Origin of the sequence: Nocardia sp. NPDC019219 (genome assembly GCF_040632645.1) — a bacterium.
Lineage (GTDB): Bacteria > Actinomycetota > Actinomycetes > Mycobacteriales > Mycobacteriaceae > Nocardia > Nocardia sputorum.
This window is the reverse complement of the sequence record NZ_JBEYCG010000002.1, coordinates 568826-586572: the sequence shown is the minus strand read 5'-3', so window position 1 is coordinate 586572 and position 17747 is coordinate 568826. Positions and strand designations below refer to the sequence as shown.

Sequence of the window (17747 nt, the reverse complement as noted above, 5' to 3'; positions counted from 1 at the left end):
CAAGTGGTGGAGATCAGATGACGTTCGACTACGACGTGGTGGTCGTCGGTTCCGGCTTCGGCGGCAGCGTGACCGCGTTGCGCCTGACAGAGAAGGGTTACCGGGTAGGCGTGCTCGAAGCGGGAAGACGCTTCGCCGACGACGAGTTCGCCGAAACCTCATGGGACGCGCGCAAGTACCTCTGGGCCCCGGCCCTCGGCTGCTTCGGCATCCAGCGGCTGACGCTGCTGAAGGACACCTTCATCATGGCGGGAGCGGGCGTCGGCGGCGGCTCGCTGGTCTACGCGAACACCCTCTACGAGCCGCCGGACCGGTTCTACCAGGACCGCCAGTGGGCCCACATCACCGACTGGAAAGACGAACTCGCTCCGCACTACGACCAGGCCAAGCGGATGCTCGGCGTGACGACGAATCCGGCGACCACGCCGTCGGACCGCGTGCTGGCCGAGATCGCCGAGGAGATGGGCGTCGGCTCGACCTACCGCAGCACCCCCGTGGGCGTCCTGTTCGGCGGCAAGGGGACGCGCCCCGGCCAGGAGGTGCCCGACCCCTTCTTCGGCGGCGTCGGCCCGGCCCGCAGTACCTGCACGCACTGCGGCGAGTGCATGACCGGCTGCCGGCACAACGCGAAGAACACCCTGGTCAAGAACTACCTGTATCTCGCCGAGCAGGCCGGCGCCACGGTGCACCCGCTCACCACGGTGACCGACGTGCGCCCGCTGCCCGGCGGTGGATACGAAGTCGCCACCGTCCGCACCGGACGCTGGGTGCGCAAGGCACGCCGGAAGTTCACGGCCGAACAGGTCGTCTTCGCCGCCGCCGCGCTGGGCACCCAGAAGCTGCTGCATCGGCTTCGCGACCGCGGTTCGCTGCCGGATATCTCGCCGCGGCTGGGTGAGCTCTCGCGCACCAACTCCGAGGAGTTGCTCTCGGTCCGCAGCCGCCGCAAGGGTTCCGACTTCACCAAGGGGGTGGCGATCACCTCCTCGATCCACCCGGACGCCGACACCCATATCGAGCCGGTGCGCTACGGCAAGGGCAGCAACGCGATCGGTCTCATCGGCACCGCCATGATCGACCCGGACGGGCGCACGCCGAAGCTGCGCCTGTGGGCGCGCACGATGCGCAAGCTCGGCCGCGACGCCCTCCACTTGCAGAACCCGCGCGGCTGGTCGGAACAGATGATCGGGCTGCTGGTGATGCAGTCGGTCGACAACTCCATCACCACCTACACCAAGCGCGGCCTGTTCGGCCGCAAGATGACCACCAAGCAGGGTGTGGGCGAACCCAATCCGACCTGGCTACCGGCCGGGCACGAGGTGGCGCACCGGGTGGCCGACAAGATCGACGGCATCCCGGGCGCCGGCTGGAGCGCGTTGTTCGACATCCCGATGACGGGGCACTTCATCGGCGGCTGCGTCATCGGGGAGTCCCCCGACGCCGGAGTCGTCGACCCCTACCACCGGATGCACGGATACCGGGGACTGCACGTCATCGATGGCTCGACCATTTCGGCCAATCTCGGGGTGAACCCGTCGCTCACGATCACCGCGCAGGCCGAGCGCGCCGTTGCCCTCTGGCCGAACAAGGGCGAGCCGGATCCGCGTCCCGAGCCGGGCGCGCCCTACCGGCGCATCGCCCCCGTGCCGCCCCGCGCCCCGGTGGTCCCGGCCGACGCGCCTGCCGCGCTGCGGTTGCCGATCGTCGAGATCAAAGGGCCGCCCACCCGATCCGAACCGACCGCCGACACACGCGGCTGATCACCGCTTTCAGTCGTCAGATGCCGACATGCGCGAGCACAGCGAGCACGAACGGTGCGGCGACGACGAGGATCGCGAGCACCAGCAGCGCCGCGAGGATGTTCCCGACACGCCATCCGGACGACCTGGCGGCGCGCCGGGACAACCGGTGGGCGTCCGCGGTGGACTGCCGGGCCCAATCGGTGTGCCGGGCCGCGTTCCTGCTCGCGTTCTGCTGAGCTTGCCACGAGGAGAATCCGGGATTGGTCATCGTTGTGTTTCCTTTCCAGGTTGCGGGTTCGGTCGAGTTCCGGTTCCGGCACCGGAGTCAGGTGATGACGAGGCGTTCGGTCAACGGCGCGAGGCCCTCCCCCGCCAAGTCGTGCAGCCGTGCGGTACGCCCAGTGACCAGCAACAGCAATGCCGCGATCGGCCCGCGGACCTCGAGGCCGGCGCCGTGACACCAGTCGATGTCGGTGGCGCGCAGGCGGATACCGCGCAGCCGGTGACGGTCGAAAACCGGGCGACCGAGGGTTGCCGCGTGCGCGGTCGCGGCGGCGGCGGCCTCCGGCGGCACAGCGAGAGTGCGGCCGAGCGGGATGGCGATGTCTTGGCCGTGGACCATGGTGTCCATCAGCACGTTGCGGTAATTGGTCAGCCTCGGGATGCGGCGTGTGGCCGCGTGATCGCGCAGGGACGACACAAGCTGGTCCACCGGCTGTTCGGAATATCGCCTGGCGAGCAGATCGACGAAGCGGTTGTAGTCACCCCGGGCGCGCAGTCCCGTGGTGATCATGATCCCGCCCGGTGGCGGCGACGGCGTCATCGCCAGATGGGCGGCCACATCGCGCACGCGCCACCCGGCGCAGAGCGAAGGATGCTCCCACTCCCGCGGAGACAGATCGGCCAGCAGATCGGCGATCGCGCGGCGCTGCTGCTCGATGACCTGCCAGCTGTTCTCACGGTCGAGGGGGGTCGGTCGGGCCGCCATGGCATGTCAAGGAGTGGGATGGCGGAGGAGCTCAACGTCGGCCTGTTGATGCAGATAGCCTTCCGGGCGATGGAGCAGCGGGTGCTGAGCGCCCTGGCCGAGTCGGGTTTCGGCGACCTCACCGTCGCGCAAGCGAGGATCGTCGCCCAGATCGACGCGGCGGGCACCCGCTTGACCGAACTCGCCGAACGGGCGCAGATCACGAAACAGACCGCGGGCTTCCTCATCGACCAAGTCGAACGGGCCGGTTACGTCACGCGGGTTCCCGATCCGAGCGACCGCCGCGCTCGCCTCGTGCGCTTGACCGACCGTGGCGAGCGGGCTGCCGGATTCGCGAACTCCGTCGCCCAGCGCGTCGAACGGGAATGGTCGGCGCATCTCGGCGCCGAGGCGATGGGACAGCTACGGCGGGCGTTGCATAGGCTGCGTGAGATCACCGATCCGTATGACCCGGCTGCCGCCGACACGCGATCCGGCAGGGAGTAACTCGCATCGGTCCGAGCATCCGGCCGATCTCGACGCCGAGCGGAGCGTTGGCCGATATGCCACGCATCCGGGCGGGTGATCGAACTCCGACCGGATGCGTGGCCAGGAAACTCATGCCGTTTCGGTCACACCGGGACGCCTCCGTAGGTGCGCCGGTATTTCGCTTGGAGGAACGACAGGACACCGAACGCCATCAGGCCCAGGGCAACCGCGATGAGCAGCCAAGGACCCAAGGCACTCTCGGCGAAATCGTGCAGTACGGCGTCGACGCCTTTGGCGTTCGCCGGTTCGTACTCGGCGGCCGCGACCACTGCGGCGAGTCCGATGGCGACGATGATCAACCCGCGCGCCAGATAGCCGATGCGGCCCAGCCAGATCACGCTCTCCCTGGAGCCCTGGGTCATCCAGCCCATGCGCAGGTCGTCTACGAAGGCGAGACGAAGCCCGCGCAGAGTGGTCAGCACACCCGCGGCGAGAATGGCCAGACCGATCAACAGGACGACCACCTGCCCGCCGTCCCAGCCCAGAATCCGGGCGGTCACATCCCGTGCGACGGCGTCGCCGGGCGGCGGCGTGCGGCCGTCCACGACGAACCGGAGAACGACGAAGGCCGCAACGGCGTACATGAGCCCTAAAGTCAAGGCGCGCAACCGAGGTCCGTTCGAACCCGCCGCCGGCGCGCCCGCGGCCTGCGCCAGCCGCCACGCGGCCAGAGCGGCGAATCCGAGGGCGAGGATCCACAGCAGTAGATAGCCCAGCGGCTTGTCGGCGAGTGCGGCGAGCGCACCGCCCGCGGTCGGCTCGTGCTGCGCGACGCCGACAGCCAGCATGAACGCGAGAATGCCGATGACAATGTACGCGACACCACGTGCGATGAAGCCGAATCGCGCGGCGCCTGCCAACCCGCCCGAACGCGCGTACCCGCGCTGCCGCCTGCTGTCATGCCGCCGCCACCGGCCCCCGTACCGGTTGCGCCATCCACTTCGGTACCCGGTCCGCCACCGGCTTCGCCGCACTCCGCCGTTGCGACGCCATCGATATCTGTCAGCATTTCGGATCAAGCTCATGGTTCTCACCTCTCCATGGACGGTATTGCCCACTTCGGGTGGAATAACCGGCGAAGATCGCCGAAGGGCCCTTACAGCACAGCTCTGCTGCGAGTCGCCGTGCCGCTCAGGGGGTTCCGCTCACTTCGCCGGAGCCAGGTCGAGGTCAGCTTCCGCAGCGACTGATCCGGGCTGCGTGCTCTACGTTCCGTCGGTGTGGGGGTCTGATGATGGAGGGCGCCAGGGTAGGCGGAAAGGCATGGTGGCGCCCGTGAGAATTTGCTGGATGCCGGCGGCAAGGGCCGAGCCGATAGAGGTGAAGCAGGCAAGTATCGCCGTGCGGGTGAGGCTGGAGGTGGAGTAGCGGGTCTCGCTGATGCCGGGGAACGGCAGTTTGTCGTTGCCGAACATCCATGACATCACTGATCCGAGCTGCCCGCCCAAATCCCATCGGCGCGAGGTCATTTCCTTGAGTTCCGGCGCTTTGCTGTTGATGTAGAGCAGGGTGCAGATCGTGCAGATCGCCACTGCCACCGAGGATATCGCTGTCGCGCGCTCGAGTATTCTGTTGCGGGTCCGCAGATTGACTGCCACGGTGAGTACACAGACGATGACGGCGACGGTGGTCAGGAGCGCCCAGAAACCGGTGATGTGAGCTAAAGCCATTGGTTTCGACGACGACCAGACGGTCAGGTATCGGGTAGAGGCGTTGATGCGGCCGAAGGCGTTGGTTTCGGCTTTGCCGTTGGGTCCGGATACGGTGAGCCACGGCCGGAACAGCAAGCCGAAGGTGATCAGGCTCCCGACTGCCGCCCAAACGTAACCCCAGTTCCCGTTGATGGCCATACGCAGCCCGCCTTCCTTCTCGGCCGGTTCGTGAGCAGAATTTTCGGCCGGGCTGTGCTGGTTCTCAGCTTTATCCCAAGGAGTCGAGTTTTCCATGGATTTATGCTATGGATATTCCCAAGAATGGATGGTCCCGCATTGCGGGAAAGCCCTGGAGGGTGCAATAGCTCCGCGCGGTCCAGCTCAGGTCATGTAACGATCATTTGCCCACATGTGGCTTATATTGTTGTACAACGGTTTTCGTCGTTTTTATGCGTCCATGTTGCGTTTCGGCATCGACCAGCTCGATCTCTGATAACTCTGCTGTCGCTCTTTCGCATTGTGTGGACAGGGATTTGGGGAATTCCGCCCCGAATGCCCGCCAGGACCGGTGCGACGGATCTCGACGCCGGCCTCTCGTCGATCCCAGGTTCCAGCGGTGTGTTCCCGGGAGAGTTCATGACCCTTCGGCTACCCGCCACCCGAAGGGCCATGCGCTGGTCCTGCCCAAACGCACCGTCACGACCGAGTTCTCCGCTGCACCGACGTTCTGTACATCGGGAAGGCGCCCCGAGCGCCGCAGTCGGCAGGCACCCCGCACCCGAGGCGGGTGTTGGCCCTCTCTCTCCGCGGGCAGGCAGCCGGAGCCCGTCGCCAATTCTGGTGAATGGACCAGAATCACCGTTTACTTTCAGCTATCGTCGGTGGCAGAGCAACCGCTCTGCGGGACACCAGGGCGCCGGCGCGTGGCCGGGCGTCCGGGGAACCCGCGCAGGCCGGGCGGTCGGCCATCGACCGCCCTGTTCCACCGAGGAGCCGCATGTACCCCGGCGCACACGTCGACCGTTTCCCTGGCAAACCGGCTATTGTCCGCGCCGAGACCGGCGAGGTGCTGACCTACCGGGAACTCGAGGAGAACTCGGTCCGGCTGGCCCGGCACCTGCACGACGCGGGCCTGCGCAAGGGCGACCACGTCGCGCTGCTCTCCGGAAACGACCCGAAGATCTACGAGGTGTACTGGGCCGCACTGCGAACCGGGCTTTACATCACCGCGGTCAACCGGCATCTGTCGCCGAGCGAGATCAGCTACATCGTCAACGACTGCGGGGCTCGGGCCCTGATCGTGTCGGCCGGTGTCGCCGACGCCGCCGAGCAGATCGTGGCGCAGACCCCGGCGGTCGACATCCGTCTCGCCTTCGGTGGTCCGGTGCAGGGTTACAAGTCCTATGAGGATGCCCGGGCCGCCGCGTCCCCCGAGCCACTGCCGGACCAGCCGCGGGGCGCGGACATGCTCTATTCCTCGGGCACCACCGGACGCCCCAAGGGCATCGAACAACCGCTGTCGGACCGGCAGGTCGGTGACGCGCCCGGCGACACCTACACCGCGATCTTCGGCCCGCTCTACGGTTTCGACACCGAGACGGTCTACCTCTCCCCCGCCCCGCTCTATCATGCCGCACCGCTGCGCTTCGGCGGCGTGGTCCACGCGCTCGGCGGAACGCTCGTGATCATGGAGAAGTTCGACGCCGAACAGGCGTTGGCCGCCATCCAGCGCTACCGGGTGACGCACAGCCAGTGGGTGCCGACCATGTTCGTGCGGATGCTGAAACTCGACGCGGCCGTCCGCGCCCGCTACGACGTGTCCAGCCTGCGGGTCGCCGTGCACGCGGCCGCACCGTGTCCGGTCGACGTGAAGCGCGCGATGATCGACTGGTGGGGCCCGATCCTGCACGAGTACTACGCCTCGACGGAGGCCAACGGCGCCACCTTCATCGACAGCGAGCAGTGGTTGCGCAAGCCGGGCTCGGTCGGCACCGCCGGTCTGGGGACGATCCGGGTGTGCGGCGACGACGGCGCGGAACTCCGCCCCGGCGAGATCGGCGCCATCTACTTCGAACGCGACGCGGTGCCCTTCGCCTATCACAACGACCCCGCCAAGACGGCCGAGGCGATCCACCCGGACCACCCGACCTGGACGACCACCGGCGACATCGGCTACGTCGACGAGGACGGCTATCTGTTCCTCACCGACCGCAAAGCATTCATGATCATCTCCGGTGGCGTGAACATCTACCCGCAGGAAGTGGAGGACGCGCTCGCCCTGCATCCCAAGGTGCTCGACGTGGCGGTGATCGGTGTGCCCGACGAGGAGATGGGCGAATCCGTCATGGCCGTCGTCCAACCGGCGCCGGGCGCCGAACCGGGCCCAGAGCTTGCCGCCGAACTGCGCGATTATCTGCGCGAGCGCATCGCCCACTACAAGGTGCCCCGGAGTTTCGACTTCGCCGACGATCTACCTCGAACTCCCACCGGGAAGCTGGTCAAGGGCAAACTCCGGCAGCGATATGTGTGAATTTTCCGGCGGCTACGCGGCGTAGGTGAGGTCGGCGGTCTCTCCTGCGCGCGTCATCAAGCGCGCGACGGCCGCCGCCACCTGGCCGGGCTCCTCCAGGATCACGGAGTGACCGGCGCCCTCGACGAGCACGAAATCCGAGTACTCGACGGCGGCGGCCATCGCCACGGAATGCGACGGCGGCGTCATCAAGTCGGCGGAACCGCACAGGACCAGCGTGGGGATCCGGGACAGCAGCGCGAGCGCGTCGGTTCGGTCGTAGACCATGAAGTCGCTCAAGAAGCCGGCCATCGTGACGATCGGCGTCTCGTTGCGCATCGCATTGGCCAGGGCGAGCACCCGCGCGCTCACCTTACGGTCGCCGAATTCCGCGGTACGGATGATCGGCGCGAACAACCGGCAGGCCAGCAACTTCGCGTGGTGCATCGCCCCCGGTGCGCGGCGGACGGCCGCCTGGAACGCGGAGACGACCGGGTTGCGCAGCAGACGGCCGAACCCGGCGTCGGCGAGCCCGTCGGCGGCGGTCGCGAGCAGGGCCACGCCGACGATGCGGGTGCCGATGTCGTGCGGATTCTGACCGGCGTAGGTGAGGGCGGTCATGCCACCCATCGAGTGGCCCGCGAGGACGACCGGCCCGGTGGGGGCCACGGCATCGAGAACGTCCCGCAAGTCCCGGCCGAGCTGGTCGAGGTTGTAGGTCCGCCGGGACGCCACGGCGGACTCGCCGTGGCCGCGGTGGTCGTAGCAGACGATCCGGGCGCCGGCGTATCGGCGCAGCAACTCGGTGCGGACGTAGGTCCAGGATTCGGTGCGCAGGCAGTGTCCGTGCAACAGGACGACGGTGAGATCCGCGTCGCGCGGGCCGTATTCGCGGACCGCGAGCGCCACGCCGTCTTCGGTCCAGACCGTGGCACGCCGTTCCGCCGTGGCGGCGATTGCGTTGAGAATCGACATGGGATGCTCCGGTTCACTGGCGGTGACTTGTCCTACTGTCCGCCGTCCACGCCGCCGCGAGCAGGCCCCCGAGTGCTGAGCTCCGATCCCCAAGGGGTGACCCGATCACCACCAAGGTGGGGCGGCGTCCACGCAGGCCGGCTCGGAGAGCGCTCCGCCACCGGCGCGAACGCGCGGCTAGCTCACCGGATCGACGCCGAGCACATCCAGGGCGAAGTCGCCGTACTGCGCGGCCACTTCTTCCGGGGTCGCCGGGCCGGACTCGCGGAACCACTGGGGAATGGCGGTGCACATGGTGGCTATGGCCCGGCCCGCCGCGCGGATGTGGGGACTCGCGACGCGGCCCTCCGCATGGGCCTCGGCGATCGCGTCGTCCAGGATGGCTTGGATCTCACGGCGGGAGCGGGCGATGCGCGCGCGTTCGCCCGCCGAGAGGCTGCGCATCTCGCTGGCGCCGATGAAACCGAGATCACGGCGATGGGTGTGGAACAGGGCCAGCGCTTCGACGATCAGGCGCACCCGGTGAACGCTGTCGCGGCCGTCGGCGCGGGCGGCGCGCACTCGCCAGTGCAATTCGTCCATGGTCAGGTCGAGGATGCGGACCAGCAGGTCATGCTTGTCGCGATAGTGGTGGTAGAGCCCGGGAACGCTGGTGCCCGCCCGCCGGGCGAGGGCGCGCACGGTCGTGCCGTGATAGCCGAACTCGACGAACGACGCGAGGGCGGCGGCCAGCACCGGATCGACGTCCAACGGGGCGAACTCGCGCCAGCCGCCCGGCGAGCCCGGCTCGGAGACGGCCCGGCGGTGGCGCGGAGGGGCAGCGGGGGAAGCGTCGCCGAGCAAGTGGGTGACCGGCACGCCGAGCACCTCGGACAGACGGGTGAGCCGGGCGATCGAGATCCCGGTCTTGCCTGTCTCCATCGCACTGAGCGTCGCGGGACTCACCTCGAGACGGCGGGCCACTTCACGCAGTGACAGCCCCGTGGCACGGCGCGCGCGCCGGATCGCCTCGTGTGGCGCGGCGGCCTCGTTGTCCATAATGTTCAGGATAACTGAACTTCAGGATTTTACTTGTTTTACCGAACTCCGCTCTTTGACAGGGTGCACGGGCAGTGAGACAGTGTTCAGATGGAGCGATCGTTCGGTTCCTGACGAGCTCCGGATATCGAGGAGGAATGCGCGATGCCGATCGATCTGACCTATTCCGACGAGGTTCGGGCGCTGACCGAGCGCACCCGTGAGTTCGTGCGGGAGACGGTGCTGCCGATCGAGGACGAACACAACGGCGACATCACCGCCGCGGGGGGCGACGGACTGCGCGTCACCCTCAGCAAGCTGGCGCGCGAGGCCGGGGTCTTCGCGCCGCACGCGCCGGTGGAATACGGCGGTCACGGGTTGTCGATGTCGGATCGCGCGCCGGTGTTCGAGGAAGCGGGTTACTCGCTGTTCGGCCCGACGGCGCTAAATATCGCCGCGCCGGACGAGGGCAACGTCCATATGCTCGCCCACATCGCCGATCCGGAGCAGAAGTCGCGCTATCTGGAACCACTCGCCCGGGGCGAGGTGCGTTCGGCCTTCGCGATGACCGAGCCCGCACCCGGCGCGGGTTCCGACCCGGCGGCACTGGCCACCCGGGCCGTGCGGGCCGATGGCGGCTGGCGGATCAACGGCCACAAGCACTTCATCACCGGCGCGGATGGGGCCGGCTTCTTCATCGTGATGGCCCGCACCTCCGGCGAACCGGGGCAGCGGGGCGGCGCGACCATGTTCCTCGCGCCCGCGGACACTCCCGGTCTGCGCGTGGGCAGGCACATCACCACGCTGGACCGGGCCATGATCGGCGGCCACTGCGAGGTCTTCTTCGAGGACATGTTCGTCCCCGACGAAGCGGTGCTCGGCGCTGTCGACCGCGGTTTCGAATACGCCCAGGTCCGGCTGGGCCCGGCCCGCATGACCCACGTGATGCGCTGGCTCGGCGCGGCGCGGCGGGGCCACGACATCGCCGTCGAGCGGGTCGCCCAGCGCGAAGGCTTCGGCGCACGCATCGGCGATCTCGGCCTGGCACAGCAGATGATCGCCGACAACGAGATCGACATCGCCGCCACCCGCGCGTTGCTGGTGCGCGCCTGCTGGGAACTGGACAACGGGGAGCACGCGGGCAACGCCACCTCGATCGTGAAGACCTTCGCCGCCGAGGCGATCTTCCGCATCGTCGACCGGAGCATCCAGTTGTGCGGCGGCCTCGGCGTCTCCGACGACCTGCCGCTGGCCCGCCTCTCCCGCGAAGTGCGGCCGTTCCGCATCTACGACGGGCCTTCCGAGGTGCACCGGTGGGCTATCGCCAAGCGTGCGGTCAGCGCCGCCCGCCGGGCGGCGGACGGGTCCGGGCCTGCACGCTGAACCGGCTCGCCACACCGCCGACGAGCAGCACGCCCACCTCCGGGACCCCTAGACTTCGGGCAGCACCCGGCCGACTCACCACCCGAGTCATCAGGGGCCGAGTCTTCGTGTGACCTGCGGACTCGCCACATATCCGACGACGGGGTCCGTCGCCGATGAGAAGGCGAGTCCGCTGATCCGACTATGTGCCCGGGATGACCGAGAGGAGAGTTGTATGTCAGTGCAAGACCGCCGATACCTCATCCTGCTGAATCCGGGTGAGGTCGCCGACGAGGCCGCGCTCGCGGCGATCCGGTCGCAGTTCTTCGACTGGCTGAAGAGAACCGGCGCCGAAGTGGTTCAGGACGGCGGCGCGAATCGATTGGTCATCTCCTCGGCGCCCGGAACCGCCGAACTGGTCCGGGGCCTCGACTACGTAGTGGCCGTCGAGCCGTACGCCTGAGGTGCTCCCGTGTGGACACACACCCGCCGCCGCCAGCTTCGGCTGACGGCGGCGGGGCGTCTGCGGTGGGACGAATCGGCGTGCGGCTACCGTCCGTGCTGATGCGCGGACTGGCGGGCCTCGTCGACGTCGGCCTCGGCACGAGCCTTCTCGGCCGCGGCTTCCTTGCCGGCCGCCTCGCGCTGCGATTCCGCCTTGTCCTGCTGCGCGCGACCTTCGTCCTTCAGGTCCTGGTGACCGGTGACGGTACCGGCCGCTTCCTTCACCTTGCCCTTGACGTCTTCGACGACGCCTTCGGCGCCTTCACGAGCACCGCTTCCATGTTCCGCCACAACAACCTCCTGGAATATCGGAACAAGCTGACATCTCGCGCATACCCGGGAGACCGGCCTCGAACCAGCTGCGGCGAGAAAGTTCGGCGCGGCGCGCCCATCGCGCCGGTCGGGGTCCGCGCAGCGGGGTGGTCTCGCTCGGACCCTGCCGGTCCCGCGTCATCGTGAGCCGCTGCTCACGGTCGTTGTACTCCGGGATCGGCAGCGGGAACCAGTAGCTGCCGTCGAGCCAGGCTTGCCCGAGCAGCGGGACCGGCTTCTGCAGGATGTTGACGCCCTTGCCGTGCGGCGGGCTCCCGAACGCGCCCACCGGCGCCCCGTCGATGAAGAACTCGACGCGTTGCTCGGTGAGGCGGACGGCGTAGGCGTGGTCGTCCGACAGCAGGGCGGGGTCCAGCGGTGTGATCCGGGGTACCAGCGCACCACCTCGTTTGACCATCAAGAAGAAGCCGCGGGGCAGGTCCTGCCCCAGGACGTTGAAGATCGGCCGGGTGAGTTCGCTCGCGCCGGCGATCCCCTCCGGCTGCTGCATCGGAGTCGATCGCCGATCCTATGCCCGCGCTTCGGTACCGCCGAGCCCCGACATCGTCAGCTCAACGGGTTCTCGCGGCTGGTCGGGACGGAACACACAGCGCGTACACGTGTAGATCGTGGGCATGCACTCGTTGCAGTGCACGCAGGCCGAGCGGGTCGACGCATCCGACTGGATGCGGCGCAACAGGTTCGGCTCCCGGAGCAGTGCACGGCCCATGGCGACGAACTCGAAGCCTTCCGCCATCGCCAGCCGCATGGTGTCCGCGTTCGTGATGCCACCGAGCAGAACCAGCGGCATCGACAACTCCCGCCGGAAGTGCCGCGCTCGCTCCAGCAGATACGCCTCCCGATACGGATACTCCTTCAAGAATGCCTTGCCGACCGCCCGGAAGCCCCATCGCGCCGGCACGGGTAGAACGCCGGCGAACGACCGCCGCGGAGCGTCGCCGTGGAACAGCAGCATCGGGTTGAGCAGCGAGCTGCCCGCAGTGAGTTCCAGGGCGTCCAGGCTGCCGTCGGCTTCCAGCCACGCGGCGACCTGCACCGACTCGGGCACGGTGAGCCCGCCACGCACGCCGTCCTCCATATTCAGCTTCGCCGTCACCGCGAGGCGGCCGCCCACGGCCTGCCGCACCGCGGCGGCGATCTCGCGCGCCAGCCGCGCCCGGTTGGCCAAGCTGCCGCCGTACCGGTCCGAGCGGCGGTTCAGCTTCGGGCTCAGGAACGAGCTCACCAGATAGTTGTGCCCGAAATGGATCTCGACCGCGTCGAAGCCCGCCTCCTCCGCCAGCTTCGCCGCGTCGGCGTGAGCCGCCACCAGTTCGCGGATCCCGTTCTCGTCGGGGCTTCGCATCATGCGCATCGAGAGCGGGCTGAGCATCCGGCTCGGCGCCAGCGCCGGAGCCCGGTTGGAAGCCGCGTTCGCCACCGGGCCGGCATGGCCGATCTGCGCGCTCACCGCGGCGCCCTCGCCATGGACGGCCTCGGTGAGCCTGCGCAGCCCCGGCACCGCGTCGGGACGCATCCAGATCTGGTGCCGGTCGGTCCGGCCACCGGGAGCGACAGCGCAATACGCCACCGTCGTCATCCCGACCCCACCGGCGGCCACCTCGCGATGGAACTCGATCAATTCGTCGGTCACCACCGCGTCCGGTGTACGGCCTTCGAAGGTCGCGGCCTTGATCACCCGATTGCGCAGGGTGATCGGCCCGAGCTGGGCCGGTGCGAATACGTCGTTCATCGTTTCTCTCCTGTCGGCGCGGTCAATCCGGCCACCACGAATTCCCGGAGGGTGGCCACCGCCTCCGGCGACAACTCCCGGTGTTCGGCGCTGCCGAATCGCATGATGACGAGGTCGAACGCCAACATCCACCGGCGCCTGCTCTCGCGCTCGCTCAGCCCCGGCAACAGACTTACCCACGCATCGATGCGGAACCAGGGCTGCCGCCATTCGGTCACCTGCCTGCCGAGCACGAATTGCGCCAGCAATCGCAGGTGCAGACGGCCCACCGGATCGGCGGACAACTCGACGAACGGTTCGATCACCGCGTCGACCACCTCGGCGATGGATCCGTGCGCGCCGGTGACGGCGGCCAGACGGTCCGCCCACACCGGTCCCAGCCGCTCCTCGAGCAACGCGGCGACCAGGGCGTCCTTCGACCCGAAGTGGTAGTGCACCGCCGCCGGATTCGCTCCGGCCTGCGCGCAGATGCTCCGCACCGACACCTCGTCGTACCGGCCCTCGAGCAGCAGGCGTTCGGCGGCGGTCAGCAAGCGAGCGCGGGTGGTCGCGGCTTCGGAGACCGATTTCGGCATGCGCACAGTCAAGCACGTTTCCATCGTTGATTCAATCAATGATTGAACTCGGTGGATACACTTTGCCCGCGCCGGTCACGAAAGCGTCGTCGAGTCCCACGATCGTCGATGGACGGAGGGACTTCGCCGCAGGTCATCGGCGTCCGCCGATCGCCGCGTCCCCTTGCGGCGAACGCGTCGAGGACCTCGAACAGCAACCATCCGCACGGGAGCGAAGGAAGGTCGAAACAAGCGATTCACGTCGTCGACGTCGACTCCGACGACAACCTCCAGTTCGCGGGCAGCGAGATGGCGGCCCGCCGGTTCGCATCAGCCGCAGGCAACCGCTCCCGCCGAGTGCGCTCGGCACGCGCCCACCGGCCCACGCGCACTCGGCGACGACCGAGTGAACCCGCGACATGCAGGGGCTCGGCAGAGCGCGCCTCAGGAATTGCCCGCGATGATGACTTCGGGAATGCCGGTCCCGAGCGGAACCGGCCGGCACACCGGTGCGGGACTGCTCGGCTCCAGCACAGTCAGCAGCAACTCCTGCACGAACGGGTCGTACACCATGTGGAAGTGCCCGGTGAGGTCGGCGGGACACAGGTCCTGCAGGGCGATGTTCCGCGCGCCCGGGCCGCGCAGCGCGATGTTCTCGAACGGCTGGATCATCTCGTCGACGCGGCTGCCGACGGTCACGTACCGCACGCCGGGCACCGTGTCGCCGCCCTCGTTGAGCTCGAGCATGATCTGCGATCCTTCGGCCTGCTGCACCGCGGCGAGCGATGTCACCTGGGCGAACGCCTGCAGTGCGCCGGGAATCGCCTGGGCCACCGGCACCAGCCCGTACATCACCCCGCCGTAGCTGGGCGAGGCGAGGCCGACCCACTGGTCGACCTTGGGCGCACCGCCCAGCTTGTTGACGTAGTACCGAGTCACGTTGGCGCCTTGGGAGAATCCGACCAGGTCGACCTTGGCCGAGCGGGTCGCCGCGAGCACCTGATCGACGAACGCGCCGATCTGATAGGCACTGAGTACCAGGTCCTCGGTGCCGTAACTGTCCGCGCCTGGCTTGCCGCCGTAGTTCAGCGCGAAGACGCAGAATCCTGCCGCGGTGAGCCGCGGCGCTATTCCCGACCAGTCGGAATAGGCCGAGGAGTCGGTGCCGTGCGCGAGGACCACCGGACGGGGATGCTGGGCGCTGGGCACGCAGCCGAAGTCGTTCGTACCGCTCGGGACCGCGTTCGGGTGGCTCTTCTGATACCAGGCGGCGGCCAAGTGATCGGATTGTGGCGGGGCGGCGTCCGTCGGCACGTCTGGCGGGCGGAGGCCGAGCGGCCCGGCCGACGCCACGCCCGGCCCCAGCGCGGCCGCGCCGGCGACCACAAAGGCCAGCACGGCGCGACGCAAGTGTGAACTACCCCAAGCTTCCGCTCGACTCGACTGTCGCATCTCACAATGATCCCTCCGATCGACTCGAAATGCGCGCGGTATAGGGGTGTTTCGCCTCCCCTACTTATCGGGGGTCTCGTCCTCGGCGAGGATGCGATAGAGGGACTTGCGGGTCTCGGTCAGCAACTCCGCCGCACGCGCCGCCTGCTGCGGAGTACCGGCCGCGGCGACCTGCGCCACCGCCCCCATCAGCTGCCCGACGAGTGCGCGCAGGTCCATCGCCTGAGCACCGACGTCCTGCTGCACGTCCGCCCAGGGATCCCCCAGCTCGTCGCGGTGCGCGGCGACATACTCGGCGCCGGCCTCGGTGAGCTTCGCCGTCTTGCGCCCGGCGACCTTCTCGATGAGGACCAAGCCCTCGTCTTCCAGTTGCGCCAGCGCGGGGTAGATCGATCCGGGGCTCGGCCGCCAGATGTCGTTGCTGCGCTCGCGGATCTGCTGGATGAGCTCGTACCCGTGCATCGGCTGCTCGACGAGCAGCAACAGCACGGCGGCGCGGACGTCACCGCGCCTGCCCCGGCCCCCGCGGCCGCGTCCGCGACCGAAGTGCGGGCCGAAGCCAGGGCCGAAGCCGGGACCGAAGCCCGGCCCGAACTCGGGACCGAAGCCGTGACGTCCGCCGCGCCGGAAGCGCCGCCCGTGTTCGAAGCCTTCCGGACCGGGCAGCGGCCTGCGGCCGCGCCGGCCGAATTCGCGAAATTCTTGGTTTTCCATGTCAGCCTCCCAGGGCCCTCGTGCTCGATTCACACTATCGACGATATATCGGCAATGTATCGAGTGCAAGGCCCGGTTTCCCGAGCCGAGCCCTGCCGAGAGTTCAGTTCCCCAGCGAGTCGATCCAGCGCGACAGCCGCGCCCCTTCGGTGACCATGAGTTCGGGATCGCGAAAAGTGTTGGTGAGCAATGAGATTCCCTGATATGCCGCGACGTAGGCGATCGCCAGCTCGTCGGCGTCGGCACGCCCCATCGCGGCGAACTGACGTTCGGCCCAATCCACCAGAACGCGCATCACCTCGGCGGCCGCGGTGTCCAACCCACCGCCCCGCTTGTCCAGTTCCGAGGACAAGGTGCCGAACGGGCATCCGTAACGCACCGTCTGCTCGCGATCGGCGACCCACCCCGCGATCAGGGCTTTCAGCCGCTCCGCTGGCGTCTCATACCGGTCGCTCGCGGCGATGACGGCGTCGAGGATGCGCGCGTGTGAGCCGATCGCAGCCTCGATGAGCTGGTCTTTCGTCTTGAAGTAGTAATAGACGTTACCGACCGGGACCTCCGCGGCCCGGGCGATGTCGGCGATCGTCGTCTTCTCCACGCCTTGTTGATAGAACACCCGCACGGCGGCCTCGATCAGCCGCTCCCGCTTGCCGAGCTTGGTCTCCGCCACTGAGTCAGTCACACAACTAACTGTAGACAGCGTGGCCGCGATCGGCTAGGTTCGATTTAGTCAGGCAACTAACTAAGGAGTACATATGATCGTGGTCACCGGAGCGACCGGCAATATCGGCGCGCCGCTCGTGCGTCTGCTGGCGGACGCCGGCGAGGAGGTCACGGCCGTCGCGCGGCACGCGGATCTCTCCCTCCCCGGCGCGGTCCGCTCGGTTCGGGCGGATCTGGGCGAGCCGGACAGCCTCTCCCCCGCCGTCACGGGAGCCGACACCCTGTTCCTCTTGGTCGCCGGTGAGCAGTTGGTAGCCGGCCCGGAACCCGAGCAGGTGCTGAAGGTCGCCGCGGCGGGCGGTGTGCGGCGCGTGGTCTTCGTGTCCTCACAAGGCGTAGCCACTCGTCCGGACGCGGCGGGGTACGCCCGGCTCGTCGCCTATGAACAGGCGATCAGGGACTCCGGGCTGGCATGGACCTTCCTGCGCCCGGGCGGGTTCTTCTCCAACACCTACGCGTGGGCGGATGCGGTGCGTGCGCAGCGTCTGGTCGCCGCGCCGTTCGGCGATGTCGGTCTTCCCTCGATCGATCCGGCCGATATCGCCGCCGTCGCAGCGGCGGTGTTGCGCGACGACCGGCACGCCGGGCAGGTCTACACCCTGACCGGACCCGAACTCGCCACACCGCGGGCCCAGGCAGAAGCGCTCGGCGAAGCGCTGGGCGAGCCGCTGCGATTCGTGGAACTGACTCGGGCGCAGGCGCATTCGGCAATGCTCGAGTTCATGCCCGAACCGGTGGTGGAGCACACGCTGACGATCCTCGGCGAGCCGACCGCCGCCGAGCAGCGGATCAGCCCCGACGTGCCGCGCGTACTCGGACGGCCGGCCACGAAATACGCCGACTGGGCCGTTCGCAATCGAGCGGCTTTCGCCTGACGCTCGGTAGCGGGCTGCGAAGCGGTCCTCGCCCGGGTGCGGCGTTGGACTGACCAGCGCTGTCGTACCGCCGCTGACGGGAGCGGT

19 protein-coding genes are annotated in these 17747 nt (G+C 68.4%); 6 read left to right on the top strand and 13 right to left on the bottom strand.

All coding sequences use genetic code 11. The annotated features are described in order from the left end of the window. Positions 1–17: 17 nt before the first annotated feature. Positions 18–1760: a GMC family oxidoreductase gene (locus ABZ552_RS07250; RefSeq protein ID WP_281879054.1), complete on the top strand. Its 1743-nt coding sequence runs from the start codon at positions 18–20 to the stop codon at positions 1758–1760. 16 nt (positions 1761–1776) lie between these two features. On the opposite strand, the gene ABZ552_RS07245 is transcribed toward ABZ552_RS07250, so the two are convergent. Both ABZ552_RS07245 and ABZ552_RS07240 read right to left on the bottom strand, forming a co-directional pair. Further along, the gene (locus ABZ552_RS07245) at positions 1777–2010 is read right to left on the bottom strand and encodes a hypothetical protein (RefSeq protein WP_281879053.1); all 234 of its coding nucleotides are present in this window, start codon (positions 2008–2010) and stop codon (positions 1777–1779) included. Positions 2011–2067: 57 nt separating this feature from the next. Then, positions 2068–2730 carry a maleylpyruvate isomerase family mycothiol-dependent enzyme gene (locus ABZ552_RS07240; protein ID WP_281917902.1) on the bottom strand — a complete coding sequence of 221 codons (663 nt, stop codon included), beginning with the start codon at positions 2728–2730 and terminating at the stop codon, positions 2068–2070. A gap of 18 nt (positions 2731–2748) precedes the next feature. On the opposite strand from ABZ552_RS07240, the gene ABZ552_RS07235 reads away from it, so the two are divergent. Next, entirely contained in the window at positions 2749–3216 is a 468-nt protein-coding gene (locus tag ABZ552_RS07235) for a MarR family transcriptional regulator (protein ID WP_281879050.1), read from the top strand. 125 nt (positions 3217–3341) lie between these two features. Here the strand turns inward: ABZ552_RS07235 and ABZ552_RS07230 are convergent, their stop codons facing one another. Beyond that, entirely contained in the window at positions 3342–4118 is a 777-nt protein-coding gene (locus ABZ552_RS07230; RefSeq protein WP_357435976.1) for a DUF1206 domain-containing protein, read from the bottom strand. A gap of 345 nt (positions 4119–4463) precedes the next feature. After that, a complete protein-coding gene (locus ABZ552_RS07225; RefSeq protein WP_357435975.1) occupies positions 4464–5204 on the bottom strand; it encodes a hypothetical protein in 741 nt (246 codons plus the stop codon). A 703-nt stretch (positions 5205–5907) separates the two neighbouring features. Here ABZ552_RS07225 and ABZ552_RS07220 point away from each other — a divergent pair. After that, the gene (locus ABZ552_RS07220) at positions 5908–7440 is read left to right on the top strand and encodes an acyl-CoA synthetase (protein WP_357435973.1); all 1533 of its coding nucleotides are present in this window, start codon (positions 5908–5910) and stop codon (positions 7438–7440) included. 12 nt (positions 7441–7452) lie between these two features. Here the strand turns inward: ABZ552_RS07220 and ABZ552_RS07215 are convergent, their stop codons facing one another. Further along, positions 7453–8394: an alpha/beta hydrolase gene (locus tag ABZ552_RS07215; protein WP_357435971.1), complete on the bottom strand. Its 942-nt coding sequence runs from the start codon at positions 8392–8394 to the stop codon at positions 7453–7455. Positions 8395–8571: 177 nt separating this feature from the next. Next, positions 8572–9432: a TetR family transcriptional regulator gene (locus tag ABZ552_RS07210; RefSeq protein WP_281917899.1), complete on the bottom strand. Its 861-nt coding sequence runs from the start codon at positions 9430–9432 to the stop codon at positions 8572–8574. Between the two features lie 144 nt (positions 9433–9576). On the opposite strand from ABZ552_RS07210, the gene ABZ552_RS07205 reads away from it, so the two are divergent. Both ABZ552_RS07205 and ABZ552_RS07200 read left to right on the top strand, forming a co-directional pair. After that, the gene (locus tag ABZ552_RS07205) at positions 9577–10794 is read left to right on the top strand and encodes an acyl-CoA dehydrogenase family protein (protein ID WP_357435969.1); all 1218 of its coding nucleotides are present in this window, start codon (positions 9577–9579) and stop codon (positions 10792–10794) included. 214 nt (positions 10795–11008) lie between these two features. Then, on the top strand, positions 11009–11236 hold the full coding sequence (locus ABZ552_RS07200) for a hypothetical protein (RefSeq protein ID WP_357435967.1): 228 nt from the start codon (positions 11009–11011) through the stop codon (positions 11234–11236). Between the two features lie 86 nt (positions 11237–11322). Here the strand turns inward: ABZ552_RS07200 and ABZ552_RS07195 are convergent, their stop codons facing one another. The 7 genes from ABZ552_RS07195 to ABZ552_RS07165 all read right to left on the bottom strand — a co-directional run bounded on the left by ABZ552_RS07195 (position 11323) and on the right by ABZ552_RS07165 (position 16744). Further along, entirely contained in the window at positions 11323–11568 is a 246-nt protein-coding gene (locus tag ABZ552_RS07195) for a CsbD family protein (protein WP_063017676.1), read from the bottom strand. Beyond that, a complete protein-coding gene (locus tag ABZ552_RS07190; protein WP_357435965.1) occupies positions 11540–12100 on the bottom strand; it encodes a hypothetical protein in 561 nt (186 codons plus the stop codon). The genes ABZ552_RS07195 and ABZ552_RS07190 overlap by 29 nt, the downstream gene beginning before the upstream one ends. A gap of 18 nt (positions 12101–12118) precedes the next feature. Next, positions 12119–13342, bottom strand: coding sequence for an NADH:flavin oxidoreductase (locus tag ABZ552_RS07185; protein ID WP_281879032.1), 1224 nt, complete (start codon positions 13340–13342; stop codon positions 12119–12121). Continuing rightward, the gene (locus ABZ552_RS07180) at positions 13339–13917 is read right to left on the bottom strand and encodes a TetR/AcrR family transcriptional regulator (RefSeq protein WP_281880883.1); all 579 of its coding nucleotides are present in this window, start codon (positions 13915–13917) and stop codon (positions 13339–13341) included. Before ABZ552_RS07180 ends, ABZ552_RS07185 begins: the two co-directional genes overlap by 4 nt. 423 nt (positions 13918–14340) lie before the next feature. Beyond that, the gene (locus tag ABZ552_RS07175; RefSeq protein ID WP_357436038.1) at positions 14341–15291 is read right to left on the bottom strand and encodes an alpha/beta fold hydrolase; all 951 of its coding nucleotides are present in this window, start codon (positions 15289–15291) and stop codon (positions 14341–14343) included. Positions 15292–15408: 117 nt separating this feature from the next. Further along, positions 15409–16062 (bottom strand): PadR family transcriptional regulator, encoded by a 654-nt coding sequence (locus ABZ552_RS07170; protein ID WP_195083564.1) that lies wholly within the window; start codon positions 16060–16062, stop codon positions 15409–15411. Positions 16063–16165: 103 nt separating this feature from the next. Next, positions 16166–16744, bottom strand: coding sequence for a TetR/AcrR family transcriptional regulator (locus ABZ552_RS07165; protein ID WP_357435963.1), 579 nt, complete (start codon positions 16742–16744; stop codon positions 16166–16168). A gap of 73 nt (positions 16745–16817) precedes the next feature. On the opposite strand from ABZ552_RS07165, the gene ABZ552_RS07160 reads away from it, so the two are divergent. Then, complete coding sequence (locus ABZ552_RS07160; protein WP_281879029.1) at positions 16818–17660, top strand: NAD(P)H-binding protein; 843 nt, start codon at positions 16818–16820, stop codon at positions 17658–17660. Positions 17661–17747: the final 87 nt, after the last annotated feature.